A 24,884-nucleotide genomic window follows, 5' to 3' on the forward strand; every position below is an offset into this window, starting at 1 on the left:
CCGGGGTGACCGGACGCTCCTCGGCGACTACGGTGGGGGCATGGCAGACGCAGCGGCCGCGACGTACGTGGCGGAGTTCATCGACGGGCCCCTCGAGGGCGACTTCGAGCAGCGATCGCTCGTGCACGGCGAGCCGGAGCGGCGCGTCGGCATGGTCGCCGCGGTCGACGGCCTGGAGTCGCTGTTCTGGTACGACGCCGTCGACCAGCGCGAGGTGAACGGGCAGATCCGCGTCCGCTTCCGCTTCGACGCCGACGACTCGGACCCGGTGGAGCACGACGACGAGAACGACTGAGGCCGAACTCGATCAGTCGGCGAGGAACGCCCCGACGATCACGCCGGGGTTCAGCAGCCGCCACAGCGGGCCCGGGTCGGAGATGGGCTCGTCGAGCTCGAGCACCGAACTCAGGTCGCGGTCGCCGATCCGGACCGTCACCGAGCCGACCTCGCGCCCCGCCGGCGCGGTCGCGAACGGCGTCACCTCGACCGACGCCGATTCGGGCACGGCACCCCATGCGGCGTCGGTCCGGCCGGCCACGGCAACCAGATCGGCCCGATCACCCCAAGCCGCCACGGCCTCGCCGTACGATGCTCCCTGCGCGATGACCTCGATCGGCGTGGACGCGGCCCGCATGCCCTCCACGGCCGCGAGCACGGCCGGATCGAGGGTCTCGTAGGAGTCGACCCCGGTCATCGCGCCGACCATCCGCCGCGACGTCTCGCCGTCGAGCTCGCTCGTGAACACGAAGGACAACAGCGCCTGGTCGGTGTAGCTGCGGCTGATCGATCGGATGCCCTCGCCGCCCAGGTGCGCCACCACGTCGGGAACGCGCCGATCCGTCGTGGTCGACGCGCCGTCGCCGCTCAGGAGCGGGCCGAGCGTGGGCTGCGCGAGGGTGAGTGCGGCCAGTCGCGTGAGTTCCGCAGCAGAACCCACGTTGTCGCCGGAGAGGCCGGTCGCATCGGCGACGCGGAGCGTCTCGAACCCCTGCTCCTCGAGCCATGCGTTCGCCTCGGTCACGTAGTTGTCGAGGTTGCCGAACGCCCAACGCGCGAGCGTGTCGGCGTGGTTGTTGCTCGAGGCGAGCAGGACGGCCCGGACCACGTCCCGCTGGCTCCACGTCTCACCCGGCGACACGGCGAGCGCGCGGGAGCCCTCGGCCGAGTACCGCAGGTAGTCGGTGTAGTCCTCGGGACCGATCCGGATGGCGGGCCCGCGCTCGCCCTCCTCGATCGGCAGTGCGTCGAGCGTCGCCAGCACGGTCACGAGCTTCGCCGCGCCGCCGATCGGCGCCGCCCCCTCATCGCCCGAGGTCGCGACGAGTTCCGCCTGACCGTCGTCGGCGACGAGCGCGACGGCCGACGCGCCGGCGTCGAGCAGCGCCACGGGAGTCGTCTCGGGCAGGGCCGGCTGGGACGGTGCGGTGCGGATCTCGACGTCGGGGAGCGGGCCGAGGAGCATGGCGGGCGCGTAGACGCCGACCGCTAGGATCGCGAGCGTGCCGAGGGCGATGCCGACGCCGCGAGCGGGGGAGAGGCTCATGCGATTCAGGCTAACGCGGGCCCGCTCAGGCCCAGCCCAGCTCGTGCAGCCGGTCGTCGTCGATGCCGTAGAAATGGGCGATCTCGTGCACGAGGGTGACGTGGATCTCGTCGCGGAGCTGCTCCTCGTCATCGGCGACGGCGAGGAGCGCTTCGCGGTACAGCACGATGCGGTCGGGCATCTCGCCGAAGCCGTAGCGGTCGCGCTCGGTCAGGGCCGTTCCCTCGTACAGGCCCAGCAGGTCGAGGGAGCCGTCCTCCGGGCGGTCCTCTACCACGAACACGACGTTGTCGAGTCCGTCGACCATGTCGTCGGGCAGGCGGTCGAGCTCGTCGACGACGAGCCGCTCGAAGGCCTCGGCGTCGAGGTGCACGGCGACTCCGTTCGGGAGGTACTTGGGGTGAGTAACGGGGCTTGAACCCGCGACCTCCTGGACCACAACCAGGCGCTCTACCGACTGAGCTATACCCACCATGTGCGACCGCGTGCCGCGGTTGCAACCATACGAGATTACACCACGTCGGGCGTGCTCGATGACACGTCGGCCGCCGACGGAGCGCCGACCGGGGTCGGCGACGTCGACTCGGCGACGACGTCGGCCGCGATGGCCTGCAGCTCCTGGCTGGACGGTCCGGGGTCGGCGACGAAGACGGCCCGACGGTAGTACTGCAGCTCGCGGATGGACTCGAGGATGTCGGCCAGGGCACGGTGTCCGCCGTCCTTGGCCGGGGCGTTGAAGTAGGCCCGTGGGTACCAGCGCTTGGCGAGCTCCTTGATCGAGGAGACATCGACGTTGCGGTAGTGGAGGTGCGCGTCGAGGCGCGGCATGAACTTGGCGATGAACGCCCGGTCGGTGCCGATCGAGTTGCCTGCCAGCGGGGCCTTCTGCTCATCGGGGATGTGCTTCAGGACGTACTCGAGGACCTCGTACTCCGCCTCGGCCACCGACACGCCGTTGGGGATCTCCTCGATCAGCCCCGAGTCGGTGTGCATGGCGCGGACGAAGTCGCCCATGCCCTCGAGGGCACTCGCATCGGGTCTGATCACGATGTCGAGTCCTGCGTCGACGGGGTTCAGGTCGTAGTCGGTGATGACCACCGCGATCTCGACGAGCTCGTCGACCTCGAGGTCGAGCCCGGTCATCTCGCAGTCGATCCAGACCAGTCGGTCGCTCGAGGATGCCATGCGGCGAGTCTACTGGCGCGCCCCGACAGGGCCCGCCCGGCCCGCGGACCGACCGCGCGGCCGGAACCCCCGGGTCGCGGCGGCGGCCTGCGGTATCGTGGTGGCGATCGGCCCTCGTAGCTCAGCGGATAGAGCAGGAGCCTTCTAATCTCTTGGTCGCAGGTTCGATTCCTGCCGAGGGCGCCGAGGATTCCCCGTCCGCACCGTCAGTGCGATGAGCGGGTAGAGCAGCACCGACAGCAGTCCCGCGCCGACGAGCGCCGCGGCCATGCCGGAGTCGAGATCACCGGCATCCACCCCCAACGCGGTCACGGCGACGATGATCGGCAGGCCCGTGGCGGCGAAGAAGCCCGTCGACACCCGCTCCCGGACCGTCGATCCCGGCGGCGCCAGCATGGCGGCCGGCAGCCCGCGGGTCACGAGCAGCAGGACCGTGAAGAGGGGGAGCAGCAGCAGCGTCCTGAGATCGGAGACGAGCGCCGCGAGGTCGAAGGTGATGCCGGTGTTGATGAAGAAGACCGGGACCAGGAGTCCGAACCCGACCGCCTCGATCTTCGCCTCGGTGACCTCGGCTTCGCGGGCCGGCGCGCCCTGGAGCAGCAGCTTGCCGAGCACGCCGGCGGCGAACGCGCCGAGCAGCATGTCGATCCCGAGGAAGATCGAGAGGGCGACCAGCGCGAGGAGGACGAACATCACGAGGCGCACGACGAACTGGCCGCTCGTGTGGAGGCTCGCCTCGATCGCCCGGTGCAGCCGGGCGCCGTCCCCGCGGGCCGCGAAGAACATGAGCACGCCCGCGATCACCGCGAAGGCCAAAAGCACGAGCGCCGAGTGCAGCGGCGAGCGGCCGCTGAGGAACAGCGAGATGGCCAGGAGCGGGCCGAACTCGCCGACGGCGCCGATGGCGAGGATCGACACGCCGAAGGGCGTCCGGAGGACGCCGGAATCGCGCAGGATCGGCAGGAGCGCCCCGAGCGCGGTCGACGCGAGCGCCACGCCGACGAAGACGGCGCCCGCGCCCGGGTCCACCAGGAAGCCGAGCGCGATGCCCAACACGATCGACACCAGCCAGCCGATGCCCGCCCGCACGATCGGCGTGCCGCGGATGGCGCGGAAGTCGATCTCGCGGCCGGCGAGGTAGAACAGCATCGCCAGGCCGAGGTCCGCGAAGAGCGCGATGAAGTCGTCCTCCTGCACCCACCCGAGGACCGACGGTCCGAGGACCAGCCCGAGCAGGATCTCGAAGACGACGAGCGGGACCGCGATCCACCGCCCCACCGCGCGCGTGGCGAGCGGTGCCACGGCGGCGATGGCCGGAACCAGCACGAGGGTGGACAGGTCGACCTCCACGCGGAGCCCCCTTCGTCGCGTGCACGAATGCTATCGGGAACCGGACGCTCGCGGCCGGTTCCCAGCGCCGCGTCATCCGTTCGTCGCGCGCGTGTCGTAGGGTCGTGGCATGCGCGACCTCCAGGCCCGGATCATCGAAGAACTGCATGTCGAGCCCGTGATCGACCCGGCCGACCAGGTGCGCCGGCGGGTCGAGTTCCTCAAGCGGTACCTCTCCGCGTCCGGAGCGAAGGGCCTCGTCCTCGGCATCAGCGGCGGCCAGGACTCGAGCCTCGCCGGTCGCCTGTGCCAGATCGCCGTCGACGAGCTCGCCGCCGAGGGGCGTCCCGCCCGGTTCGTGGCGGTGCGCCTGCCCTACGGCGTGCAGCACGACGAGGATGACGCGCGGCTGGCGCTCGAGTTCATCCGGCCCGCCGAGGTCGTCGACTTCAACATCCGGGGCGGGGTCGACGGAGTCGCCGCCGACTACGCCGACGCACTCGGCGTGCCAATCAGCGACTTCGGCAAGGGCAACGTGAAGGCGCGCATGCGCATGATCGCGCAGTACGCGGTGGCGGGGGAGGGCGGCCTGCTCGTGGTCGGCACGGATCACGCCGCCGAGGCCGTGACCGGGTTCTTCACGAAGTTCGGCGACGGCGGAGCCGACCTGCTCCCGCTGTCGGGTCTGACCAAGCGCCAGGGCCGGGCGCTCATGCAGGAACTCGGCGCTCCCGAGCGCCTGTACACGAAGGTGCCCACGGCCGACCTGCTCGACCACGACCCGGGCCAGTCCGACGAGGCGAACCTCGGTCTCCGCTACACCGACATCGACGAGTTCCTCGAGGGCGGCGAGGTCGACGCTGCGGTCGCCGAGCTCATCGAGGCGCGGTTCCTGCAGACGCGGCACAAGCGCACCGAGCCGGTCACGCCGTTCGAGGCGTGGTGGCAGGAGGCCTGACGAGCCCGTCCGTCAGCGGCGGGCGTCCGACTCCTCGACGCTCGCTTCGCTCGCGGTCGAGGCGAGCGGTGCGGGGCCGGTGTCGGCATCCGCGGCGTCGTCGTAGGCCGCGGGTGCGATCGGCTGGTCGATGAGCGGCGACGGCACGTAGCGCTCGTGGTGCTGCTCGGCGACCCAGGAGTCCTGCTCGGCGATGACCGCCTGGGCGGGGTCGTTCCGCTGGGCTCGCCAGCGCTCCAGGTCGTTGCGGAAGTCGCGGCGGGTGCGCGAGGGGTGCCGCTGCCATTCGAGGAGGCGTTCCCGGAACTCGACCACGGCCGGGTCGAGCTGGTATCCGAACGTCGCCGAGGCGCGCTTGAGTTCGTGCAGCTGGTGGGAGGCCCAGTCGGCGGCCACGTCGGCGCCGCGGATGGGCAGCAGGCGCACCTGGATGTCGGCCTGCCCGACTGCCCGGTCCGAGAGCACCTGCTCCTGCGGGGTCAGCGAGTTCCAGACCGAGGCCTCGGTGGCGGCGTCGATGAGGGCGGCGACCGCGGCGTTGCGCAGTTCCCGGTCGCGCTGGCGCACGAGTCCGCGAACGGCGCGCCGGGCGATCCAGGCCGACAGGAGACCGGCCGCGACGACCGAGGCGAAGAGCACCGCGGCCGTGAACAGCCACGGACGGGCGGCGTCCGAGAGGAGCCAGGCGACGAAGTCATTCCACCACTGCATGAGCGCAGGCTAGCCCCGGCGGTACTCCACGGGCGGCAGGCTGGGCGGCGTGCCTCACCGCGCGTCGGAGGGGGAGCCGGCGCCTCGTGCGCCGGCTGCGTGCGCCGCTGCGCCGGTTTCCGACTCGTCGTCCGGCATCGACGCCGCGAGGCGTTGGCTCGCGAGGTCGGCGTCCATCGCGGCATCCGGTCGCGCCGTCTGCGCGAGGATGATGGCGACCAGGACGACGCTCGCACCGGCGAGCTGGAACGGGTCGAGCGCCTGCCCGAGCCACATCCAGGCGAACGCGAAGGCGAACACCACCTCGGATGACGCGACGATGCCCACCGCGGTCGCGCTGAGCCGCCGCAGGGCGAGGAACGACAGCAGGAACGGGGCGAACGAGCCGAGGACCGCGTTCCACGCGACCACGAGCCACAACGGCACCGACACCGCCTCGAGCGCGCCGTCGAGCGAGGTCGTCGCGGCGAGGAGCGCCGGATCGAGCCGCCACCACCCGCTGAACATCGCCCAGAACAGGGTCGCGAAGCCCATCGACCAGAAGGCGACCGCCATCGGCGAGGTTGCGGCCACCTGCCGCTCGCCGACGAGGAAGTACACCGTGAGCGTCGCGGCCGCGGCGAGGCCGAACAGCACGCCGACCGGGTCGAGGTCCGCGCCGCCGGGCCGCGCGACGAGCGCGAGGCCCGCGAGGACGAGCGCGATCGCCACCCAGAGCCGCCCCTTCACGCGTTCGCCGAAGAAGACGCGGGCGATGACCGCGACCGCGAGCACCGCGAGGTACTCGAGGAGCAGCGCGATGCCCACCGGGAGCAGCTTGATCGCCATCGCGTACGTCCACTGCAGGAGCGCGACACCGGCCACGCCCAGTACGGCCATGACCGCGACCTGCCGGCGCGTGATCCGGAACGCGCCGCGATCGGTGAGCGCGAGCCACCCGCCGGCGATGAGGCAAACCGACAGCACGCGGATGAACGTGAGCTGCGCCGGGTCGATCCCGGCGTCGACGGTCACTCGCGTGACGCTGCCGTTCAGGCCGAACAGCAGTGCCGCCGACAGCGCGTAGACGTAGCCCATCTCAGCCGAGCACGGTGCCGTGCGCGGCGTGCGGCTCGATCGCCGCGATCTCCTCGTCGGTGAGCGGCGCGGCGTCGAGCGCCGCCACGTTCTGCTTGAGCTGGGCGACGCTCGAGGCGCCGATGAGCGCGCTGGCCACCTGCGGCACGCGCAGCACCCACGAGAGCGCCAGCTGCGCGAGCGACTGGCCCCGTGCGGCGGCGACCTCGTTCAGGGCCCTCGCCCGTGCGAGGTAGTCCTCGCTGATGCGCTCGGCCGGCAGGAAGTGGCTCGTGGCCGCCCGAGAACCCGCGGGGACGTCGCCGCCGAGGTAGCGGTCGGTGAGCAGGCCCTGCGCGAGCGGCGAGAAGACGATCGCCGAGGCGCCGACCTCGTCGAGCGCGGGGAACAGCCCGTCCTCGATGGTGCGGTCGAACATCGAGTAGCGGGGCTGGTGGATCGTGAGCGGCACGCCCTCGGCGGCGAGCGCCGCGGCCGCGGCGCGGGTCTGCTCGGGGGAGTAGTTCGAGATGCCGGCGTAGAGGGCCTTGCCCTGTCGCACCGCGTGCGCGAGGGCGCCCATGGTCTCCTCGATCGGCGTCTCGGGGTCGGGCCGGTGCGAGTAGAAGACGTCGACGTAGTCGAGGCCGAGCCGGTCGAGGCTCTGGTCGAGCGAGGCCAGCAGGTACTTGCGGGACCCCCACTCGCCGTAGGGGCCGTCCCACATGAGGTAACCGGCCTTCGACGAGACGATGAGCTCATCGCGGTAGGGCTTGAGGTCGGTGGCGAGCAGTCGGCCGAAGTTCTCCTCGGCGCTGCCGGCGGGCGGCCCGTAGTTGTTCGCCAGGTCGAAGTGGGTGATGCCGAGGTCGAACGCCCGCCGCACGATGGCCCGCTGGGTGTCGAGCGGACGGTCGTGGCCGAAGTTGTGCCAGAGGCCGAGCGACAGGGCGGGGAGCTTCAGCCCACTGCGGCCGATCCGGTTGTAGGTCATGCGGTCGTAGCGGTCCGCGGCGGCGACGAAGGTCATGCGGTTAGCCTATGGCGATGGAAAGCTTCGTTCTGGCCGGCGGCTGCTTCTGGTGCCTCGATGCCGTGTACCGCACGCTTCGCGGCGTGGACGACGTCGTCTCCGGGTACACCGGCGGTTCCCTGCCGAACCCCTCGTACGAACTGGTCTGCACGGGCGCCACGGGACACGCCGAGGCCGTGCGCGTCGAGTTCGACCCCGACGTCATCCCGCGCGAGGTGATCCTCGACGTGTTCTTCACCCTGCACGACCCGACGCAGCTGAACCGGCAGGGTGCGGATGTCGGCACGCAGTACCGCTCCGCGATGTTCTTCGAGGACGATGAGCAGCGCGCCCTGTTCGAGGAGGCGCGCGACCGCGCCGCCGACTGGTGGCCCGGTGACCTCGTGACCACGATCGAGCCGCTCGGCAAGTTCTTCCGCGCGGAGGAGTACCACCAGGACTTCTTCGCCAAGAACCCCGGGCAGGGCTACTGCCTGGCCGTCGCGCTGCCGAAGGTGAACAAGATTCGGCGTTCGTACGCCGACTACATCGTCGCCTGACCGCTCCTCCCCAGCCGCGTACCCGCGCCGGATCTGCACCCTTCGCCACCACGGCCGACGGATGCCGCGCCGCGCGCGGCACGCTGTGGTCAGCGGCATCCGGGGTCGTTCCGGCACGAGGGCCCCGGATGCCGCGAGCCGCCGATCCGCGGCGGCGTCGACCGCAAGGAGCACCGACATGACCGACCTCGTCACCGTGACCGGGTTCGTGGGGAACGATCCGCGACACCACGTCACCGACGCCGGACTGGCGATCACCAACTTCCGGCTGGCCTCCACCCGCCGGTACTTCGACCGGGCCAAGGGCGAATGGGCCGACGGCGAGACCAACTGGTACTCGGTGGGCGCGTTCCGCCAGCTCGCCGTCAACGCCGCCGCCTCGGTCTCGAAGGGCGACCGCGTGATCGTCCACGGCCGGCTGCGCGTGCGGCCCTGGGAGACGGGCGAGAAGACCGGCACCGCGGTCGAGATCGATGCGGAATCCATCGGGCACGACCTGTCGTGGGGACGCACGACGGTGACTCGGACGGCGGCCGGACGGTCCGCGGAGGCCGCATCGCCGGAAGTCCAGGAGACGTCGCCGTCGACGCCCGCCGATGCGTGGGCTCGTCCGGGGGCGACTCCGGGCTGGCCCGACAGCAACGGAGACCGGGTCGTCCACCGATCCGAGCCGGACGTCGAGGGTCGGCCGACGGCGACCGTCGCTGACGACGCCGCCGAGGACGGCGCCCTCGAGGAGCCGGAGACCGCGGCGGTGGGCGCGGCCGGCTGATCCGGCCGGCCCAGCCGCTCGGCCGCGCCGACGTGCGACCCTTCAGCCGATCTCCGAACCACCGACATAGACTCGGCTCTGCGATCGAGGCGGGCGGACGAGGGGTGCGATGGGTCGGCGGAAGACGGGTGCGGTCATCGTCGGACTCGTCTGCGCGGCGGCGTTCGGCCTGACCGGGTGCACGGCGTCCGAACCGGCCGCGGTCGTCACCGCCGAGCCCACCCGGACGCCGCGCCCGGTGCCGAGCACCATCGCGCCGCCCGAGAACGTCGACCTCGTGCTGCGGCCGGAGTTGTCGGCGGCGGAGAACCTCACGTTCTTCGACACCGTGAACCGGGCGGTGATCTCGGCCGACCCCGGCGCCGGCGGTCGCGCCTTCATCGACGCGCTCGTGGCGGCCGGGTTCGACCGCGCCGCGATGCAGGTCACCGACGACACCACCACGCTCGGCGAACCGGCCGACTCGATCCAGTTCGCCGTCGGATTCGGTCCCGACTGCCTGATCGGGCAGTACGGTCCGAAGTCGGGCGGCTACCAGAGCGCCGTCCGGCCGGCGCTCGGTACCGGCGGCTGCCTGATCGGCGACACTCGCCCCATAGACTGGTAGGCGACATGGCGGATTACATTTACTCGATGGTGCGCGCCCGCAAGGCGGTCGGCGACAAGCTCATTCTCGACGACGTCACGATGGCGTTCCTCCCCGGCGCGAAGATCGGCGTCGTCGGTCCGAACGGCGCGGGCAAGTCCACGATCCTCAAGATCATGGCGGGCATCGACCAGCCCTCGAACGGCGAGGCGCGGCTCACGCCCGGCTACTCGGTCGGCATCCTCATGCAGGAGCCGGAGCTCGACGAGTCGAAGACCGTGCTCGAGAACGTGCAGGAGGGCGTCGGGCCGATCAAGGCGAAGCTCGACCGCTTCAACGAGATCTCGGCCGAGATGGCCAACCCCGACGCCGACTTCGACACCCTGCTCGCCGAGATGGGCACCCTGCAGGAGCAGATCGACGCGGCCGACGCCTGGGACCTCGACTCCCAGCTCGAGCAGGCGATGGACGCACTCCGATGCCCGCCGAGCGACACCCCCGTCTCGGTGCTCTCGGGCGGCGAGAAGCGCCGCGTGGCGCTGTGCAAGCTCCTGCTGCAGAAGCCCGACCTGCTGCTGCTCGACGAGCCCACCAACCACCTCGACGCCGAGAGCGTGCTCTGGCTCGAGCAGCACCTCGCCAAGTACCCCGGTGCCGTGCTCGCCGTGACCCACGACCGGTACTTCCTCGACCACGTCGCGGAGTGGATCTGCGAGGTCGACCGCGGTCGCCTGTACCCGTACGAGGGCAACTACTCGACCTACCTCGAGAAGAAGGCCGAGCGCCTGCAGGTGCAGGGCAAGAAGGACCAGAAGCTGCAGAAGCGCCTCAAGGAGGAGCTCGAGTGGGTCCGCTCGAACGCGAAGGGCCGCCAGGCCAAGTCGAAGGCCCGTCTCGCGCGATACGAGGAGATGGCGGCCGAGGCCGAGCGCACGCGCAAGCTCGACTTCGAGGAGATCCAGATCCCGCCGGGCCCGCGCCTCGGCGACGTGGTCCTCGAGGCCAAGAAGCTCCAGAAGGGCTTCGGCGACCGCATGCTCATCGACGGGCTCAGCTTCTCCCTTCCGCGCAACGGCATCGTCGGCATCATCGGCCCGAACGGCGTCGGCAAGACCACGCTCTTCAAGACGATCGTGGGTCTCGAGCCGCTCGACGGCGGCGACCTGAAGATCGGCGAGACCGTGCAGATCTCCTACGTCGACCAGTCGCGTGGCGGGATCGACCCGAACAAGACCCTGTGGGAGGTCGTCTCCGACGGGCTCGACTACATCCAGGTCGGCAAGACGGAGGTCCCGAGCCGCGCGTACGTGTCGACGTTCGGGTTCAAGGGACCCGACCAGCAGAAGCGCGCGGGCGTCCTCTCGGGCGGTGAGCGCAACCGGCTGAACCTCGCGCTGACGCTGAAGCAGGGCGGCAACCTGCTGCTGCTCGACGAGCCCACGAACGACCTCGACGTCGAGACGCTCTCGAGCCTCGAGAACGCGCTCCTCGAGTTCCCGGGCTGCGCCGTGGTCATCACGCACGACCGGTGGTTCCTCGACCGCATCGCGACGCACATCCTCGCCTACGAGGGCACCGACGAGGACCCGGCGAACTGGTACTGGTTCGAGGGCAACTTCGAGGCGTACGAGGCGAACAAGGTCGAGCGCCTCGGGCCCGAGGCCGCGAAGCCGCACCGCTCCACGTACCGCAAGCTCACGAGGGACTGACGTGCGCCTGCACGTGCCGACTCCGCTGCGGTGGAGCGACCTCGACGCGTACGGGCACGTCAACAACGCCAGGATGCTGAGCCTCCTCGAGGAGGCTCGCATCCAGGCGTTCTGGGTGAACGAGGACGGCACGGCGGAGCACGCTGTGGGCGCCTCCACCGCCGTGCTCGACGCGACCCCGGGGTCGGCGACGATCACGCTCATCGCGCGGCAGGAGGTCGAGTACCTCGCGCCGATCCCGTACCAGCGGCTGCCGCTCGACATCGAGCTGTGGATCGGCCACATGGGCGGCGCGAGCCTCGACGTCTGCTACGAGGTGCACTCGCCGGCCGGCGTCGAGCCGCGCACGCTGTACACGCGCGCGGTCACGACCATCGTCCTCGTCGACGCGGCCACCGAGCGTCCGCGCCGGATGACGGACGCCGAGCGCGAGGCGTGGGAGCCGTACCTCGGCGAGCCGATCGAGTTCCGCCGACGCTGATCAGCGCCCGAGGGGCTCCTCGCTGAACGAACCCTCCCAGACCGCCCGGCTGCCGGACTCGCCGATGCGGATGACGGTCCACGTCGCCCCGGCGCCGACGCCCACCGCGGCCACCACAAGGAGCACCGCGATCGCCACGCGCGCGGGAGAGCGACGCCCCTCCGCCGCGGCCGGGCTCCGCGTCGCCGCGACATCGGGGCCGGGGTCGGACCCGGCGCGGCGCTGCCGGTGCTCCACGATCGAGAGTGCGGCGATGAGCGCGGCGACGACGACGAGCGCGATCGTCCACGGGATCATGTCCTCGCCCTGGGCCGTGTGCGCCTCGATCAGCGGCGCCGGCGGCACGCGCTCCTCGAGCCACTTCCCCGCCTCGACCGCGAGGAACGTGACGCCCAGGAGGACCAGCCCGCCGATCAGCGTCGGCAGCCACAGCACGCGCCGGGCGGCCGGCCAGGCGGCGAGGACCACGAGCGTCGTCGCGAGCAGCGGCACCCCCACCACGACCGCATGCACCACGAGCACGTGCAGCGGCAGGCCGGCGACCTGGTAGTCGATCATGGGCGCTCAGCCTGCGATGACGCGATCGCCCTCGACCGTCACGGCGACGGATTCGAGGGGCTCGAGCGCCGGGCCGACCTCCACGTCGCCCGTCGCGGCGTCGAAGATGGACCCGTGGCACGGGCATTCGAACTTCGAGCCCGCCGCAGCGACCACGCAGCCCTGGTGGGTGCAGATCGCGCTGTAGGCCACGACCTCGCCGGCGGTCGGTTGGGCGAGCAGGACCGGCTCGCCGCCGATCGTGGCGTCGATGCTGCCGCCGACCGGGATGTCGGCGAGGGCCGCGACCTCCTCGCCCGCGGCATCCGCTGCCCCGGTCGAGGGCGCGGTCGTCGCACCGCCGCCGGAGTCGCCGCTCGCCCCGTCGTCGGCGGCCGCGCACCCGGCGAGGATCAACGCCCCGCCGATGGCGCCGGTGCCGCCGAGCGCGATGGCGGTGCGGCGGGAGAGTTCACGAGCGTCGTCCATTCCGGTGCCTCCCTCGGTCGGCCGCGATCGCGGCGGTGGTGCCATTCTGCGACACCCGGCCGCCGCGTGGCCGGATCACCCGGCGTTCGCCCAGCAAACCGGCTGCGGGTCGGGGGTCAGTCGAACGCGGCGGGGTCCGGGACGCGGACCATGCCCTCCTGTGCGACGCTCGCGACCAGCACGCCGTCGCGCGTGTAGATCCGACCCAGGGACAGCCCTCGCCCGCCGCTCGCGGACGGTGACTCCATCGTGTACAGCAGCCAGTCGTCGACCCGCGCGTCGCGATGCCACCACATCGCGTGGTCGAGGCTCGCCACCTTGAGTCCGGGCGTCGCCCAGGCGATGCCGTGGGCGCGCAGCACGGGCTCGAGGATGGAGTAGTCGCTCGCGTAGGCGAGGGCGGCGCGATGCTGGCGGGGGTCATCGGGCAGCCGGCCGAAGGCCTTCATCCAGACAGCCTGCCGCGGCATCCGCTCGCCGTCGACCTTCAGGTACACGGGCGAGGGGATGTGCCGGACGTCGAAGGCGCGCTCGCTCGACCAGTAGCGCGCCACGTCGTGCTCGAGGTGGCCGAGCACGTCGGCCGTCGAGGGGAGCCCGTCGGGATCGGGGAGGTCGTCGGGCATCTCCATCTGGTGCTCGAGGCCGTCGTCGTGCGTCTGGAAGGAGGCGATGAGCGAGAGGATCGGCTCGCCGTGCTGGAAGGCCTGCGTGCGGCGCGTCGAGAACGAGCGACCGTCGTGGATGCGATCGACCGCGAACGTGATCGGGTGCTGCACGTCGCCCGGGCGCAGGAAGTACCCGTGCATGGAGTGGATCGACCGGTCGTCGGGCACGGTGTGGGTCGCCGCCGTGATCGACTGCGCGAGCACCTGGCCGCCGAAGACCCGCCCGAGCGGCATCCACTGCGAGGGGCCCGTGAAGATGTCCTCGTGGGTGCGCGCGCCCGTGTCGGTGAGGCGCAGCGTGCTCAGCAGGCCGTCGATGGGACCGTTCATCGTTCCTCCGTGTGGGTCGGTCGGCCGCCGAACCGCCCGCCGGCGGGCGCCCGGCGGCGGGGGCCGCGGCGCTCTCTCGGTAGTCTAGACAGGCCATGGTCCAGCAACTCACGCTCGCCGACAGCCTGTCGCTCGGCGACCTCCACACCTACCTGCAGCGAGCGTCGCGGGTCGAGGACGGTGCGGTGCGCCTGGTCGCGGGCAACGACATCCTCGCCGTCTACACGGCAATCCTCTATCCGCGCGGCATCCTCGACGAGAGCCCGACGGTCCTGGGCCTGCGCACCTTCCAGCTCTTCGAGACCGACGACTTCGACATCGTGGTGCCGATGCGGTCGGTCGTCGACCGCATCGTGCGCGCGCGCGGCGAGCTCGGCGACGACGACGGCGGCGATCCGCGACCGGTGACCATGACGCGGCCGCCCGAGGTGAACACGGTCACGTGGGCGGGCATCTCGCCGCCTCGGGGCGGCTGGCGCCCACTGGGCGAAACGGATGCCGCGACCCTCGAGCGCGCCGCCCGTGCGGGCATCGACGAGATCGCCAAGGCGATCCCCGAGGGCACCGGCGAGCAGCTCGTGCAGCGCGTCCGCTCCGAGGTGTGGGGTCGCGGCATCGAGGGGCTGGAGTACGTGCCGGCCGGCGCGGCGTTCGCGGCATTCAGCCTCGGGTTCCTGGGCGACGACCCGATCTCGGTGTTCGAGACCGGACCCTGGACCCGGCTCAGCTCGCGACGCGGTCACGTCCTCGTCCGGCGGAAGGCGTGGACGCTCAAGGCCTAGGCCGGGCGCCCGCGCCCGTCGCCGGGTGGCCGTGACGGTCAGCCTGCGGCGATCGCGCGTCCGGCCGCGCGTCCGGTGAACAGGCAGCCGCCGAGGAACGTGCCCTCGAGCGCCCGGTAGCCGTGCATGCCGCCGCCGCCGAACCCGGCGGCCTCGCCCGCGGCGTAGAGGCCGGGCACGGGGACGCCGTCGGCGCCGAGCGCACGCGAGGACAGGTCCGTCTGGATGCCGCCGAGGCTCTTGCGGGTGAGGATGTGCAGCTTCACGGCGATGAGCGGTCCCGCGGCCGGGTCGAGGATCGGGTGCGGCGCGGCCACGCGGACGAGCCGGTCGCCCCGGTACCGGCGCGCTCCGCGCACGGCGGTGAGCTGGAGGTCCTTCGAGAACTCGTGATCGACCTCGCGGTCGCGCGCGACGACCTCCTGCTCGACGCGTGCGGGGTCGAGCAGCCCGTCCGGGTCGAGCCGGCGCATGCCGTCGAGCAGTTCGGCGAGCGAGTCGGCCACGACGAAGTCGGCGCCGCGCTCCTTGAACCGCTCGACCGGGCCGGGGGCGCCGGGCCCGAGCCGCTCGGCGAGGAGGCGCAGGTCCTTGCCCGTGAGGTCGGGGTTCTGCTCGCTGCCGGACAGTGCGAACTCCTTCTCGATGATCCGCTGCGTGAGGACGAACCAGGAGTGGCCGTGGCCCTCGCGCGCGAGGTGGCCGAGCGTCCCGAGCGTGTCGAATCCTGGGAACAACGGCGGGGGCAGCCGGCGCCCGGTGGCGTCGAGCCAGAGCGACGAGGGGCCCGGGAGGATCCGGATGCCGTGGCGCGGCCAGACGGGATCGTGGTTCTGGATGCCCTCGGTGTAGTGCCACATCCGATCCCCGTTGACGAGACGGGCGCCGGATGCCGCGGTGATCGCGAGCATGCGTCCGTCCACGTGCGCGGGCACGCCCGACAGCAGGTTCGCGGGCGGGCGGCCGAGCCGCTCCGGCCAGGCGGCGCGGACCAGGTCGTGGTTGCCGCCGATGCCGCCGGAGGCGACCACGACGGCGGGCGCCCGGAACTCGAAGTCGCCCACGACGTCGCGGTTGGTCGAGGTCCCACGCGGGCCGTCGTCCGGCGCGAGCGTCGCGCCGCGCACGCCGACCACCGCGCCGCCGTCGACGAGGAGCTCGTCGACCCGATGGCGGAAGCGGAAGGTCACGAGACCGGCGGCCTCACCGGCCCGCACCTTCGCCGCGAACGGCGCGACGACCCCGGGTCCCGTGCCCCACGTGATGTGGAAGCGCGGCACGGAGTTGCCGTGCCCGACCGCGACGCCGGCGCCGCGCTCGGCCCATCCCACCACGGGGAAGAACCGGAGCCCTCGCTCGCGGAGCCACGCCCGCTTCTCGCCCGCGGCGAAGTCGAGGTACGCCTCGGCCCACCGTCGCCCCCACTCGTCCTCGGGGCGATCGAAGGCGGCGGATCCGAGCCAGTCCTCGCGGGCGAGCTCGAGCGAGTCGCGCACCCCGAGTCGACGCTGCTCGGGTGAGTCGACGAGGAACAGCCCGCCGAACGACCACCAGGCCTGCGCGCCGAGGTTCGACTCCGGTTCCTGGTCGACGATGACGACGTGCCGGCCGGCGTCGACGAGCTCGGCGGCGGCGACCAGGCCGGCCAGGCCCGCTCCCACGATGACGGCGTCGTACTGGGTGCGGGTGCGGTGCTGCTCGGCCACGCGGACTCCTTCGTCTCGGCTGGCGGATCGGGTGCGGCGGGTGGGGCGGACGGGGTCGTGGAGCGCCGGCGGGCGCGCCGGCGTCACTCCTCGAAGGTGTTCACCATCGCGAACGCCGCCCGCTGCAGATAGTCCCACAGCGTCGCCTCGGCCACCGGAGGCAGGTCGAGCGTGTCGACCGCGGCACGCATGTGCGCGAGCCAGCGGTCGCGGGCGTCGGGGTTGACCTTGAACGGCAGGTGACGCATGCGCAACCGCGGGTGGCCGCGCTGCTCGCTGTACGTCGTCGGACCGCCCCAGTACTGCTCCAGGAACATCAGGAGCCGCTCCTCGGCGGGACCGAGGTCCTCCTCGGGGTACATCGGCTTCAGCACGGGATCGTCCGCGACGCCCCGGTAGAACTCGTGCACGAGCCGCTCGAAGGTCGGGCGTCCGCCGACCTGCTCGTAGAAGCTGGGGGAGGGGAGGGTCATGGGGTGTCCTTCGGAGGGGTCTGCGGGCCGGGGGGCGGTTCGGGGCTCGCCCCCGGCGCGGCATCCGTCGGCGGCACGCTGCCCGCGCCGGTGATCGAGTCGACGGCGCGCTTGGTGCGCAGGCCGCGCCGGTCGGTGGCCGGCACCACCGGGCTCGGCGCGGTCTTCGGCGGCTTCGCGCCCTTGACGCGGGTGACGCCGTCGAAGCCCGTGAGGATCACGCTCGACAGGCTCGGCAGCTTGAGGCCGAGGTCGTCGAGCGCGCCCTTCAGCCGCATGCGCAGTTCGCGGGCGACGTCGTCCTTCGACGAGGTCCGCGCCTTCATGACGACTCGGATGACCATGGCGTCGGCCGAGATCGACTCCAGACCCCACACCTCCGGCTTCTCGAGGATGCGCGAGCGCCACTTGCCCGACTGCGCCATGCCCGTCGCGGCCTTCAGCAGGGCGGCCTCGACCTCCTCGACGTCGGCCTCGTACGGCACCGCGAGGTCGACGATGACGCGGGCCCAGCCCTGCGACATGTTGCCCACGCGGTTGATCTCGCCGTTGCGCACGAACCAGAGCGTGCCGTTGACGTCGCGCACGGAGGTGACCCGGATCCGCACGTCCTCGACGATGCCGGTCGCGTGCCCGAGGTCGACGATGTCGCCGACGCCCAGCTGATCCTCGATGACCATGAAGAAGCCGTTGAGCGCGTCCTTGACGATGTTCTGCGCGCCGAAGCCGAGGCCGGCGCCGATCGCCGCGGACAGGAGCGTGAACGAGCCGAGGATGTCGGGCACGAGCACCTGCACGACGGCGAGCACCACGACGATGAACAGTGTGATGTTGACGAAGTTGGTGAGGACCGACCCGAGCGTCCGCGTGCGCTGCACGAGCCGTACGGCGGCCAGCGGCGACGCGTTGAGCGCCTGCGTGTCCTCGACGTCCTGCTTGCGCTTCACGCCGGAGACGATCCGGTTGACCGTGCGGCGGATCGCGAAGTGCAGCAGCCAGCGGATCACGAGCGCGATGACGACGATCGCCACGACCGTGATGACGTTGGTGAGGATGACCCCCCACCCGCTGGCCCAGAACGCGTCGATCTGGGCCGGCATGTCGACCTCGGGTGCGGGCTCTTCGAAGCGGAGCATGGTCCGGAAGTCTATTGGACGCCGGGTCGGCGGAAGCTGCACGGCGTTCGGGTGCGCGGTGGGCGCCGTCGTCCGATCGCGCCCACCGCGCCCTGCCGGTCCGGCTCAGTCCCGGGTGACGGATGCCGCGTCGCGCTCCCGCGCGGCGAGCGCCCGCTCGAGCTCCGACAGCTGCTCGGCGACGAGCCGGTGCAGCGGCGCCGGCTCCGGGTGCGCGTCGAGCCACGCGCGCGTGCGGCGCCCGAGCTCGGCGTCGACGACCGGCGCGGGGAAGAGCCGGCGGACGATGAGCGAGGCCATCGTGAAGCTGCGCTCGGCCCAGACGCCCTCGAGCATGCCCAGGTAGTCGTCGACCGTGCCGGCGAGCAGCGCCGGGTCGATCGTGCGCTGCCAGCCGTCGGCGATGGCGCGGGCCACGTCGTTCGAGAGCGACGCGTCGGTCGCGACCCGGCGCCACGCGGCATCCTTCACGGCCTGGTCGGGTCGCGCGGCGCGCGCGGTCTCGGCGAGCTGCCGGCCCTTCGCCGTGTCGTCGGCGGCGAGCGCCTCGTCGATCTCGTCGTCGGATGCCGCACCGAGCGCGGCGCGGGCGATGGTGATCTCCCAATGCAGGTCGAGGTCGATGTCGAGCCCCTCGAGGCGGGTGCGTCCGCTCGCGAGTTCGCCGAGCACGTCGGCGTGGGCCGGGACGCACGTGAGCCGCGTGAACGCCTTGACGAACTGCAGCTGCGCGTCGGAGCCGGCGGGCGCGAGTTCGGCGAGTGCCCAGATCGCGTCGGCGGCCTCCTCGGCGAGGGCGTCGCGGTGCTCGTCCGCGAGGTAGCGCGACACGGCGAACTCGAGCCGGGCGAGAGCGAGCCCGCGCGCGGCGGACTGCGTCTCGTGGCCCGCGTTCGCGACGACCAGGCGCACGAAGTCGGACGCGGGCTGCTCGGCGTCGCGCACGGCGTCCCACGCCGACCCGAGGATCACGGCCCGCGCGACCGGGTCGTCGAGCTCGGCGAGGCGGTCGCGGGCGGTGGCGAACGACGGGGCGTCGAGCCTGACCTTCGCATAGGTGAGGTCGTCGTCGTTCACGAGCAGGAGCGCGGGCCGGGCGAGCCCGACGAGCTCGGGCACCTCGGTGGCGGCGCCGTCGATGTCGAGCTCGACGCGGTGCACCCGGGCGAGGCGGTCGCCGACGCGGTCGTACGCGCCGATCGCGATGCGGTGCGGCCGAAGCGTCGGGTGCGATGCGGCCGCGGTCTGCAGCACGCGCGCGGCGGTGATCGTGCCCGCGGCATCCGTCTCGACCTCGAGCCGCAGCGTGTTCACGCCGGCGGTCTCGAGCCACCGCGACGACCAGTCGGCGAGGTCGCGGCCGCTGGCCGCCTCGAGCTCGGCGAGCAGGTCGGCGAGGGTCGCGTTGCCGCCGGCGTGCTTCGCGAGGTAGGCGCCGACGCCGCGCTGGAACGCGTCGAGCCCCACCCAGGCGACGAGCTGCTTCAGCACCGACGCGCCCTTGTCGTAGGTGATCGCGTCGAAGTTCACCTCGACGTCGCCGATGTCGTCGATGACGGCGACGATCGGGTGCGTCGACGGCAGCTGGTCCTGCTCGGCGGCGTGCGTCTTCTCGTCGGTCGCGAACGTCGCCCACACGTCGGCGAACTCGGTGATGCGGGACGTCGCGAGCGTGGACGCCCAGGTCGCGAACGACTCGTTCAACCACAGGTCGTTCCACCACCGCATGGTCACCGAGTTGCCGAACCACATGTGGCTGAGCTCGTGGAGCACGACGATGGCGCGCTGCTCCCGTCTGGCGTCGGAGACGCGCGAGCGGAAGAGGTAGCCCTCGTTGAAGGTCACCGCCCCGACGTTCTCCATCGCGCCCCAGTTGTACTCGGGCACGAAGATCTGGTCGTACTTGCCGTACGGGTACGGCACGCCGAAGGCGGTCTCGTAGAACGCGAGTCCGTCGCGCACGAGCTCGAACATGACCTCGGGCTCCGCGTACTGCGCGAGCGACCGGCGCGTGAACAGCCCGAGCGGCACCTCGCGGCCGTCGGTGCTCGTCGCCGACGCCCGCCACGACGCGTACGGTCCGGCGATGATCGCGACGATGTAGCTCGAGATGACCGGTCCGGTCTCGAACGACCACGTGGCGGTGCCGGATGCCGCGCCGGGGGCGGGTTCGGGCGAGGGCGCGTTGCTCAGCACCGTCCAGTGCGCTGGCGCGGTGATGGTGAAGCGGACCGCGGCCTTCAGGTCGGGCTGGTCGAACACCGCGTACACCCGGTTCGCCTCGGCGACCGCGAACTCCGTGTAGAGGTACGCCTCGCCGTCGACGGGGTCGACGAACCGGTGCAGCCCCTCGCCCGTGTTGGTGTAGTCGCGCGTCGACACGACGCGGAGCTCGTTCTCGGCGGCGAGCCCCTCGAGACGGATGCGATACCCGTCGGAGACGGTCGCCGGGTCGAGGGCCACCCCGTTCAGGACCACCTCGTGCAGTTCGGCCGTGGTCGACTCGATGAACGTCGACGCGCCGGGCGTCGCCGTGAACCGCGCGATCGTCTCGGAGCGGAAGCGGCCGTCGCCGGTGAGGTCGAGCGTCACGTCGTAGGCGGGGGAGCCGAGGAGCGCCGCGCGCTCCTCGGCCTCCGCCCGGGTCAGGTCGGGGCGGCCCATCGACTACGCCTCCTGCACGTCGCGCGCCTGCGCGGCGATCGCGCGCTCGACGCCGGCGAGGCTCTCGACGACCAGGCGGCGCAGCGCGGGCGGCGCGTCCGGGTTCGCGTCGAGCCATCCGCGGCTCGCGTCGACCAGCGCGGCGTTCGCGAGCGGCGACGGGTAGAGCCCGTCGACGAGCTTCTCGGCGATCGCGTAGCTGCGCTCCTCCCAGATGCGCCCGATCATGCCGAAGTACCGCTCCACGAACGCCTCGAGCAGCGCCGGGTCGGCCGCGCGGAGGAACCCGGCGGCGGTGTCGCGGACGACCGAGTTCGACGCGGTGTCCACGTCGACGAGCGACGACCAGGCGCGCTCCTTCGCCTCGGGCGTGGGCATCGCGGCACGGGCCTTCGCGGCCGCCTCGCGGCCGGTCGCCGTGTCGTCGGTCGCGAGGCGCGCGTCGATGTCGCCGTCGTCGGCGCGACCGGCCGCGGCGAGGGCGACGAGCAGCTCCCAGCCGAGGTCGGTGTCGACCGCGAGGCCGTCGAGCGAGAGCGCGCCGTTGTAGAGCGCGAGGAGGTCCTCCTGGTGCGTGCCGTGCTCGGCGATCGACGCGAACGCCTTCACGAACTGGAACTGAGCGTCGCTGCCGGGCTCGGCCTGGCTCGCGAGCTCCCAGAACCCGTCGGCGAGCTGGCGGAGCGCGTCGGCCCGGCGGGCGGGCTCGATGTAGGCGTTCGCGGCGAGGATCGAGTTGGCGAGCACGATGCGCAGGGTCGTCGACTCGGTCTCGCTCGCGATGTTGCCGAGCACGAGGGCGAGGTAGTCGCTCGCGCGGGTCTCGCCGTCGCGCGTGGCATCCCACACCGAGCCCCACACGAGCGCGCGCGCCAGCGGGTCGTCGATCTCGGAGAGGTTGCCGAGCGCCACGCCGCGCGACGCCTGGTCGAGGCGGATCTTCGCGTACGCGAGGTCGTCGTCGTTCAGCAGCACGAGGTGCGGGCGGGGGAGACCCACGAGCTCGCCGACCTCGGTGCGCTCCCCGTCGACGTCGAGCTCGACGCGGTGGTCGCGCACGAGCTTGCCCTCGGACAGGTTGTAGAAGCCGATGGCGAGGCGGTGCGGGCGGATCGTCGGGTACTCGGCGACGGCCGACTGGAGCACCGCGAAGGAGGTGATGCGGCCCTCGTCGTCGACCTCGATCTCGGGGCGGAGCGTGTTGACGCCGGCCGTCTCGAGCCAGAGCTTCGACCAGCCCGACAGGTCGCGGCCGCTCGAGACCTCGAGCTCGGCGAGCAGGTCGGCGAGAGTCGTGTTGCCCCACGCGTGCTTGCGGAAGTACGCCGAGACGCCCGCGAAGAACTCGTCGACGCCGACCCACGCGACGAGCTGCTTCAGCACCGAGCCGCCCTTGGCGTAGGTGATGCCGTCGAAGTTCACCAGCACGTCCTCGAGGTCGCGGATCTCCGCGACGATCGGGTGGGTCGAGGGCAGCTGGTCCTGGCGGTAGGCCCAGCTCTTCTCCATGGCGTTGAACGTGGTCCACGCGCCGTGCCACTCGGTGGCCTCCGCGGTCGCGATCGTCGAGGCCCATTCGGCGAACGACTCGTTCAGCCAGAGGTCGTTCCACCACTTCATGGTCACGAGGTCGCCGAACCACATGTGGGCGAGCTCGTGCAGGATCGTCACGACGCGCCGCTCCTTGACGGCGTCGGTCACCTTCGAGCGGAACACGTACACCTCGGTGAACGTCACCGCCCCCGCGTTCTCCATCGCGCCCGCGTTGTACTCGGGGACGAACAGCTGGTCGTACTTCGCGAACGGGTAGGGGACGCCGAACTTGCGCTCGAAGTACTCGAAGCCCTGCTTGGTCTTCTCGAAGATGTAGTCCGCGTCGAGGTACTCCGACAGGCTCTTGCGAGCGAACACGCCGAGCGGGATCACCCGGCCGTCGGCGCTCGTGAGCTCGTCGCGCACGACGTCGTACGGCCCGGCGATGAGTGCCGTGATGTAGCTCGAGATCCGCGGAGTGGGTTCGAACGCCCACGTCGTCGCGCCCTCGTGGGCGGCCACCGGCTCGGGCGTCGGGGAGTTCGACACGACCTGCCAGTGCGCGGGAGCCGTCACCGTGAACCGGAACGCCGCCTTCAGGTCGGGCTGCTCGAACACGGCGAACATGCGGCGCGAGTCGGGCACCTCGAACTGGGTGTAGAGGTACACCTCGTCGTCGACCGGGTCGACGAAGCGGTGCAGGCCCTCGCCCGTGTGCATGTACCGGCCGTCGGCGACGACGGTGAGCGAGTTCTCGTCCTTCAGGTCCGGAAGCTGGATCCGCACGCCGTCGCTCACCTCGGCGGGGTCGAGCGACTCCCCGTTCAGCGTCACCGAGTGCACGGCGGCCGTGATGGCGTCGATGAACGTCGACGCGCCCTCGCGCGCGCTGAAGCGCACCGTCGTCTCGGTCCGGAACACCTCCGGGCCCGTCGTGACATCCAGCCGGACGTCGTAGTCGTGCACCGTGACGAGCGCGGCACGCTCCTCGGCTTCGATGCGGGTGAGGTTCTCTCCAGGCACTCGGCTCTCCATCTGCGTCGAACGGATGCGTCGCCCCGGGCGTTCGTGGGCCCGGGCAACCCGAACAGCCTAGCCCCGCCTCACCTCGCCCGGGAGGGGCCCGCCGCTCCCTAGACTTGCCCCATGCGCATCCACATCGCGACCGACCACGCCGGCCTCGAGTTCAGCCGGACGCTGCAGGCGCACCTGACCAACGGCGGCCACGAGGTCGTCGACCACGGCCCCGCCGACTACGACCCGCTCGACGACTACCCGGCCTTCTGCATCAACGCCGCGCTCGCCGTGGCGCACGACCAGGCGGCCGGCGTGAAGACGCTCGGCATCGTGTTCGGCGGTTCCGGCAACGGCGAGCAGATCGCCGCGAACAAGGTGCGCGGCATCCGTGCGGCGCTCGTGTGGAGCATGGACACGGCGATCCTCGCGCGGCAGCACAACGACGCCAACGTCATCTCGATCGGCGCCCGGCAGCACACGGTGGAGGAGGCGATCCGCTACATCGACGCGTTCATCGCCGAGCCGTTCTCGGGCGATGAGCGCCACGTGCGCCGCATCGCGCAGCTTGCCGAGTACGAGACCACGGGCGACATCGCCGGCAAGGGCGTGGCCGTGCCCGCCGCGGGGGAGTAGCGCGCGTGCCCGAGGGCCATTCCGTCCACCGCATCACGCGCCAGTTCGAGCGGAACTTCGTCGGCCACGTCGTGCACGCGTCGAGTCCGCAGGGGCGCTTCGCGGAGGGCGCCGCCGACCTCGACGGGCGGCGGATGACGGACGCCCGCGCCGTGGGCAAGCAGATGTTCCTCGGCTTCGAGGGCGACCGCTGGCTGCGGGTGCACCTCGGCATGTACGGGGCGTGGGACTTCGCGGGCGACATCCTGATGGACGCGACCATCGCCTCGTCGAACGGCCGCATGGGACAGACGAACCAGAAGGGCACCTTCCTCGACTCGCCGAACCCCGACGCGGTGGTCCTCGACTCGGCCGGCGAGAACTCGCTCACCTCGATCGGCGCGCCGAGGCGCACGCGACTGCGCATGTCGGAGTCCGAGAAGGAGCAGAACGGGTTCGAGACCTTCCCGCCCGACCCCGTCGGCCAGGTGCGCGTGCGCCTGCTCACCGAGACCGTCGTCGCCGACCTCCGCGGCCCGACCGCGTGCGAGGTGCTCGACCCGGCGCAGGTCGAGCAGGTCGTCGCACGGCTCGGTCCCGACCCGCTGCTCGACGACGGCCCCGACGCCGAGGAGCGGTTCGCGAGCGTCGTCGGCCGCAAGCCCACCCCGATCGGGCTCCTCCTCATGGACCAGAACGTCGTGTCGGGCATCGGCAACGTCTACCGCGCCGAACTGCTCTTCCGCTCCCGGCTGAACCCGCACACCCCGGGCCGCCTCGTCCCCGACGAGACCGTGCGCGAGCTCTGGCGCGACTGGTCGCGGCTCCTCCGTATCGGCGTCGAGACCGGGCAGATGATGACGATGGACGGCCTCGAGGGCGAGGCGTGGCGCGCGGCCATGGCCAACCGCGACGACCGCCACTGGGTGTACAAGCGCGAAGGGCTCCCGTGCCGGGTGTGCGGCACGAACATCGCCCTCGAGGAGATGGGCGCCCGCAAGCTCTACTGGTGCCCGAACTGCCAGGCATAGGAGC

Annotated in this window: 25 protein-coding genes and 2 tRNA genes; 11 read left to right on the plus strand and 16 right to left on the minus strand. The window is 71.8% G+C overall.

What is annotated here, in order from left to right; genetic code table 11:
- Positions 1-40 precede the first annotated feature (40 nt).
- Positions 41-295, plus strand: coding sequence for a hypothetical protein (locus RH861_RS08310; RefSeq protein WP_067950449.1), 255 nt, complete (start codon positions 41-43; stop codon positions 293-295).
- A gap of 12 nt (positions 296-307) precedes the next feature.
- Here the strand turns inward: RH861_RS08310 and RH861_RS08315 are convergent, their stop codons facing one another.
- The 4 genes from RH861_RS08315 to orn form a co-directional block, all read right to left on the minus strand.
- Entirely contained in the window at positions 308-1,543 is a 1,236-nt protein-coding gene (locus RH861_RS08315) for a D-alanyl-D-alanine carboxypeptidase family protein (RefSeq protein ID WP_310520615.1), read from the minus strand.
- Between the two features lie 25 nt (positions 1,544-1,568).
- A complete protein-coding gene (locus RH861_RS08320) occupies positions 1,569-1,916 on the minus strand; it encodes a metallopeptidase family protein (RefSeq protein ID WP_067950446.1) in 348 nt (115 codons plus the stop codon).
- Positions 1,917-1,939: 23 nt separating this feature from the next.
- Positions 1,940-2,015, minus strand: a tRNA-His gene (locus RH861_RS08325).
- 38 nt (positions 2,016-2,053) lie between these two features.
- On the minus strand, positions 2,054-2,728 hold the full coding sequence (gene orn, locus RH861_RS08330; protein ID WP_248599504.1) for an oligoribonuclease: 675 nt from the start codon (positions 2,726-2,728) through the stop codon (positions 2,054-2,056).
- A 110-nt stretch (positions 2,729-2,838) separates the two neighbouring features.
- Here orn and RH861_RS08335 point away from each other — a divergent pair.
- Positions 2,839-2,911: transfer RNA gene (locus RH861_RS08335), tRNA-Arg, on the plus strand.
- Here the strand turns inward: RH861_RS08335 and RH861_RS08340 are convergent.
- Positions 2,873-4,078, minus strand: a complete 1,206-nt coding sequence (locus tag RH861_RS08340) for a cation:proton antiporter (RefSeq protein ID WP_310520815.1) — start codon at positions 4,076-4,078, stop codon at positions 2,873-2,875. The genes RH861_RS08335 and RH861_RS08340 overlap by 39 nt on opposite strands.
- Positions 4,079-4,187: 109 nt before the next feature.
- Here RH861_RS08340 and nadE point away from each other — a divergent pair, with 109 nt between their 5' ends.
- Positions 4,188-5,015, plus strand: coding sequence for an NAD(+) synthase (gene nadE, locus RH861_RS08345; protein ID WP_310520616.1), 828 nt, complete (start codon positions 4,188-4,190; stop codon positions 5,013-5,015).
- Positions 5,016-5,027: 12 nt separating this feature from the next.
- Here nadE and RH861_RS08350 read toward each other — a convergent pair whose 3' ends face one another.
- Genes RH861_RS08350 through RH861_RS08360 form a run of 3 tightly spaced genes read right to left on the minus strand, consistent with a single transcriptional unit; the run spans position 5,028 to position 7,812 of the window.
- Complete coding sequence (locus tag RH861_RS08350) at positions 5,028-5,726, minus strand: hypothetical protein (protein WP_310520617.1); 699 nt, start codon at positions 5,724-5,726, stop codon at positions 5,028-5,030.
- A gap of 54 nt (positions 5,727-5,780) precedes the next feature.
- A complete protein-coding gene (locus RH861_RS08355) occupies positions 5,781-6,803 on the minus strand; it encodes an EamA family transporter (protein WP_310520618.1) in 1,023 nt (340 codons plus the stop codon).
- 1 nt (position 6,804) lies between these two features.
- Positions 6,805-7,812 carry an aldo/keto reductase gene (locus RH861_RS08360; RefSeq protein ID WP_310520619.1) on the minus strand — a complete coding sequence of 336 codons (1,008 nt, stop codon included), beginning with the start codon at positions 7,810-7,812 and terminating at the stop codon, positions 6,805-6,807.
- A 17-nt stretch (positions 7,813-7,829) separates the two neighbouring features.
- Between RH861_RS08360 and msrA the strand changes: the two genes are divergently transcribed.
- The 5 genes from msrA to RH861_RS08385 all read left to right on the plus strand — a co-directional run bounded on the left by msrA (position 7,830) and on the right by RH861_RS08385 (position 11,902).
- Positions 7,830-8,354 (plus strand): peptide-methionine (S)-S-oxide reductase MsrA, encoded by a 525-nt coding sequence (gene msrA / locus RH861_RS08365; protein WP_310520620.1) that lies wholly within the window; start codon positions 7,830-7,832, stop codon positions 8,352-8,354.
- A gap of 178 nt (positions 8,355-8,532) precedes the next feature.
- The gene (locus RH861_RS08370; RefSeq protein ID WP_310520621.1) at positions 8,533-9,126 is read left to right on the plus strand and encodes a single-stranded DNA-binding protein; all 594 of its coding nucleotides are present in this window, start codon (positions 8,533-8,535) and stop codon (positions 9,124-9,126) included.
- 109 nt (positions 9,127-9,235) lie between these two features.
- Positions 9,236-9,733: a DUF6993 domain-containing protein gene (locus RH861_RS08375; protein ID WP_310520622.1), complete on the plus strand. Its 498-nt coding sequence runs from the start codon at positions 9,236-9,238 to the stop codon at positions 9,731-9,733.
- A gap of 5 nt (positions 9,734-9,738) precedes the next feature.
- Positions 9,739-11,421, plus strand: coding sequence for an energy-dependent translational throttle protein EttA (gene ettA / locus RH861_RS08380; protein ID WP_067950429.1), 1,683 nt, complete (start codon positions 9,739-9,741; stop codon positions 11,419-11,421).
- A 1-nt stretch (position 11,422) separates the two neighbouring features.
- Positions 11,423-11,902 (plus strand): acyl-CoA thioesterase, encoded by a 480-nt coding sequence (locus RH861_RS08385; protein ID WP_248599510.1) that lies wholly within the window; start codon positions 11,423-11,425, stop codon positions 11,900-11,902.
- Here the strand turns inward: RH861_RS08385 and RH861_RS08390 are convergent, their stop codons facing one another.
- The 3 genes from RH861_RS08390 to RH861_RS08400 form a co-directional block, all read right to left on the minus strand.
- Complete coding sequence (locus tag RH861_RS08390) at positions 11,903-12,460, minus strand: hypothetical protein (protein ID WP_310520623.1); 558 nt, start codon at positions 12,458-12,460, stop codon at positions 11,903-11,905.
- A gap of 6 nt (positions 12,461-12,466) precedes the next feature.
- Complete coding sequence (locus RH861_RS08395) at positions 12,467-12,928, minus strand: QcrA and Rieske domain-containing protein (RefSeq protein WP_310520624.1); 462 nt, start codon at positions 12,926-12,928, stop codon at positions 12,467-12,469.
- Between the two features lie 116 nt (positions 12,929-13,044).
- Positions 13,045-13,926, minus strand: coding sequence for an acyl-CoA thioesterase (locus RH861_RS08400; RefSeq protein WP_067950421.1), 882 nt, complete (start codon positions 13,924-13,926; stop codon positions 13,045-13,047).
- A 95-nt stretch (positions 13,927-14,021) separates the two neighbouring features.
- On the opposite strand from RH861_RS08400, the gene RH861_RS08405 reads away from it, so the two are divergent.
- The gene (locus RH861_RS08405) at positions 14,022-14,708 is read left to right on the plus strand and encodes a DUF8185 domain-containing protein (protein ID WP_310520625.1); all 687 of its coding nucleotides are present in this window, start codon (positions 14,022-14,024) and stop codon (positions 14,706-14,708) included.
- A gap of 38 nt (positions 14,709-14,746) precedes the next feature.
- Here RH861_RS08405 and RH861_RS08410 read toward each other — a convergent pair whose 3' ends face one another.
- The 5 genes from RH861_RS08410 to pepN (RH861_RS08430) form a co-directional block, all read right to left on the minus strand.
- On the minus strand, positions 14,747-16,414 hold the full coding sequence (locus tag RH861_RS08410; protein ID WP_310520626.1) for an FAD-binding dehydrogenase: 1,668 nt from the start codon (positions 16,412-16,414) through the stop codon (positions 14,747-14,749).
- A gap of 83 nt (positions 16,415-16,497) precedes the next feature.
- Positions 16,498-16,887, minus strand: a complete 390-nt coding sequence (locus tag RH861_RS08415; protein ID WP_067950416.1) for a globin — start codon at positions 16,885-16,887, stop codon at positions 16,498-16,500.
- Positions 16,884-18,023 (minus strand): mechanosensitive ion channel family protein, encoded by a 1,140-nt coding sequence (locus RH861_RS08420; RefSeq protein ID WP_374760965.1) that lies wholly within the window; start codon positions 18,021-18,023, stop codon positions 16,884-16,886. Before RH861_RS08420 ends, RH861_RS08415 begins: the two co-directional genes overlap by 4 nt.
- Positions 18,024-18,128: 105 nt before the next feature.
- On the minus strand, positions 18,129-20,687 hold the full coding sequence (pepN, locus tag RH861_RS08425; RefSeq protein ID WP_310520627.1) for an aminopeptidase N: 2,559 nt from the start codon (positions 20,685-20,687) through the stop codon (positions 18,129-18,131).
- Positions 20,688-20,690: 3 nt separating this feature from the next.
- Entirely contained in the window at positions 20,691-23,243 is a 2,553-nt protein-coding gene (pepN, locus tag RH861_RS08430) for an aminopeptidase N (protein WP_310520628.1), read from the minus strand.
- Between the two features lie 123 nt (positions 23,244-23,366).
- Here pepN (RH861_RS08430) and RH861_RS08435 point away from each other — a divergent pair, with 123 nt between their 5' ends.
- Complete coding sequence (locus RH861_RS08435) at positions 23,367-23,870, plus strand: ribose-5-phosphate isomerase (RefSeq protein WP_310520629.1); 504 nt, start codon at positions 23,367-23,369, stop codon at positions 23,868-23,870.
- 5 nt (positions 23,871-23,875) lie between these two features.
- Entirely contained in the window at positions 23,876-24,880 is a 1,005-nt protein-coding gene (locus RH861_RS08440; RefSeq protein ID WP_310520630.1) for an Fpg/Nei family DNA glycosylase, read from the plus strand.
- Positions 24,881-24,884: the final 4 nt, after the last annotated feature.

This window comes from Agromyces indicus (assembly GCF_031432295.1).
Lineage (GTDB): Bacteria > Actinomycetota > Actinomycetes > Actinomycetales > Microbacteriaceae > Agromyces > Agromyces indicus.

Coding starts and splice junctions, on each gene's coding strand:
- orn (WP_248599504.1), bottom strand. CDS start 2,728: ATGGCATCCTCGAGCGACCGACTGGTCTGGATCGACTGCGAGATGACC.
- RH861_RS08400 (WP_067950421.1), bottom strand. CDS start 13,926: ATGAACGGTCCCATCGACGGCCTGCTGAGCACGCTGCGCCTCACCGAC.
- RH861_RS08360 (WP_310520619.1), bottom strand. CDS start 7,812: ATGACCTTCGTCGCCGCCGCGGACCGCTACGACCGCATGACCTACAAC.
- nadE (WP_310520616.1), top strand. CDS start 4,188: ATGCGCGACCTCCAGGCCCGGATCATCGAAGAACTGCATGTCGAGCCC.
- RH861_RS08420 (WP_374760965.1), bottom strand. CDS start 18,023: ATGCTCCGCTTCGAAGAGCCCGCACCCGAGGTCGACATGCCGGCCCAG.
- RH861_RS08350 (WP_310520617.1), bottom strand. CDS start 5,726: ATGCAGTGGTGGAATGACTTCGTCGCCTGGCTCCTCTCGGACGCCGCC.
- RH861_RS08435 (WP_310520629.1), top strand. CDS start 23,367: ATGCGCATCCACATCGCGACCGACCACGCCGGCCTCGAGTTCAGCCGG.
- msrA (WP_310520620.1), top strand. CDS start 7,830: ATGGAAAGCTTCGTTCTGGCCGGCGGCTGCTTCTGGTGCCTCGATGCC.
- RH861_RS08390 (WP_310520623.1), bottom strand. CDS start 12,460: ATGATCGACTACCAGGTCGCCGGCCTGCCGCTGCACGTGCTCGTGGTG.
- RH861_RS08375 (WP_310520622.1), top strand. CDS start 9,236: ATGGGTCGGCGGAAGACGGGTGCGGTCATCGTCGGACTCGTCTGCGCG.
- pepN (WP_310520627.1), bottom strand. CDS start 20,687: ATGGGCCGCCCCGACCTGACCCGGGCGGAGGCCGAGGAGCGCGCGGCG.
- RH861_RS08405 (WP_310520625.1), top strand. CDS start 14,022: ATGGTCCAGCAACTCACGCTCGCCGACAGCCTGTCGCTCGGCGACCTC.
- ettA (WP_067950429.1), top strand. CDS start 9,739: ATGGCGGATTACATTTACTCGATGGTGCGCGCCCGCAAGGCGGTCGGC.
- RH861_RS08395 (WP_310520624.1), bottom strand. CDS start 12,928: ATGGACGACGCTCGTGAACTCTCCCGCCGCACCGCCATCGCGCTCGGC.
- RH861_RS08355 (WP_310520618.1), bottom strand. CDS start 6,803: ATGGGCTACGTCTACGCGCTGTCGGCGGCACTGCTGTTCGGCCTGAAC.
- RH861_RS08370 (WP_310520621.1), top strand. CDS start 8,533: ATGACCGACCTCGTCACCGTGACCGGGTTCGTGGGGAACGATCCGCGA.
- RH861_RS08315 (WP_310520615.1), bottom strand. CDS start 1,543: ATGAGCCTCTCCCCCGCTCGCGGCGTCGGCATCGCCCTCGGCACGCTC.
- RH861_RS08310 (WP_067950449.1), top strand. CDS start 41: ATGGCAGACGCAGCGGCCGCGACGTACGTGGCGGAGTTCATCGACGGG.
- RH861_RS08415 (WP_067950416.1), bottom strand. CDS start 16,887: ATGACCCTCCCCTCCCCCAGCTTCTACGAGCAGGTCGGCGGACGCCCG.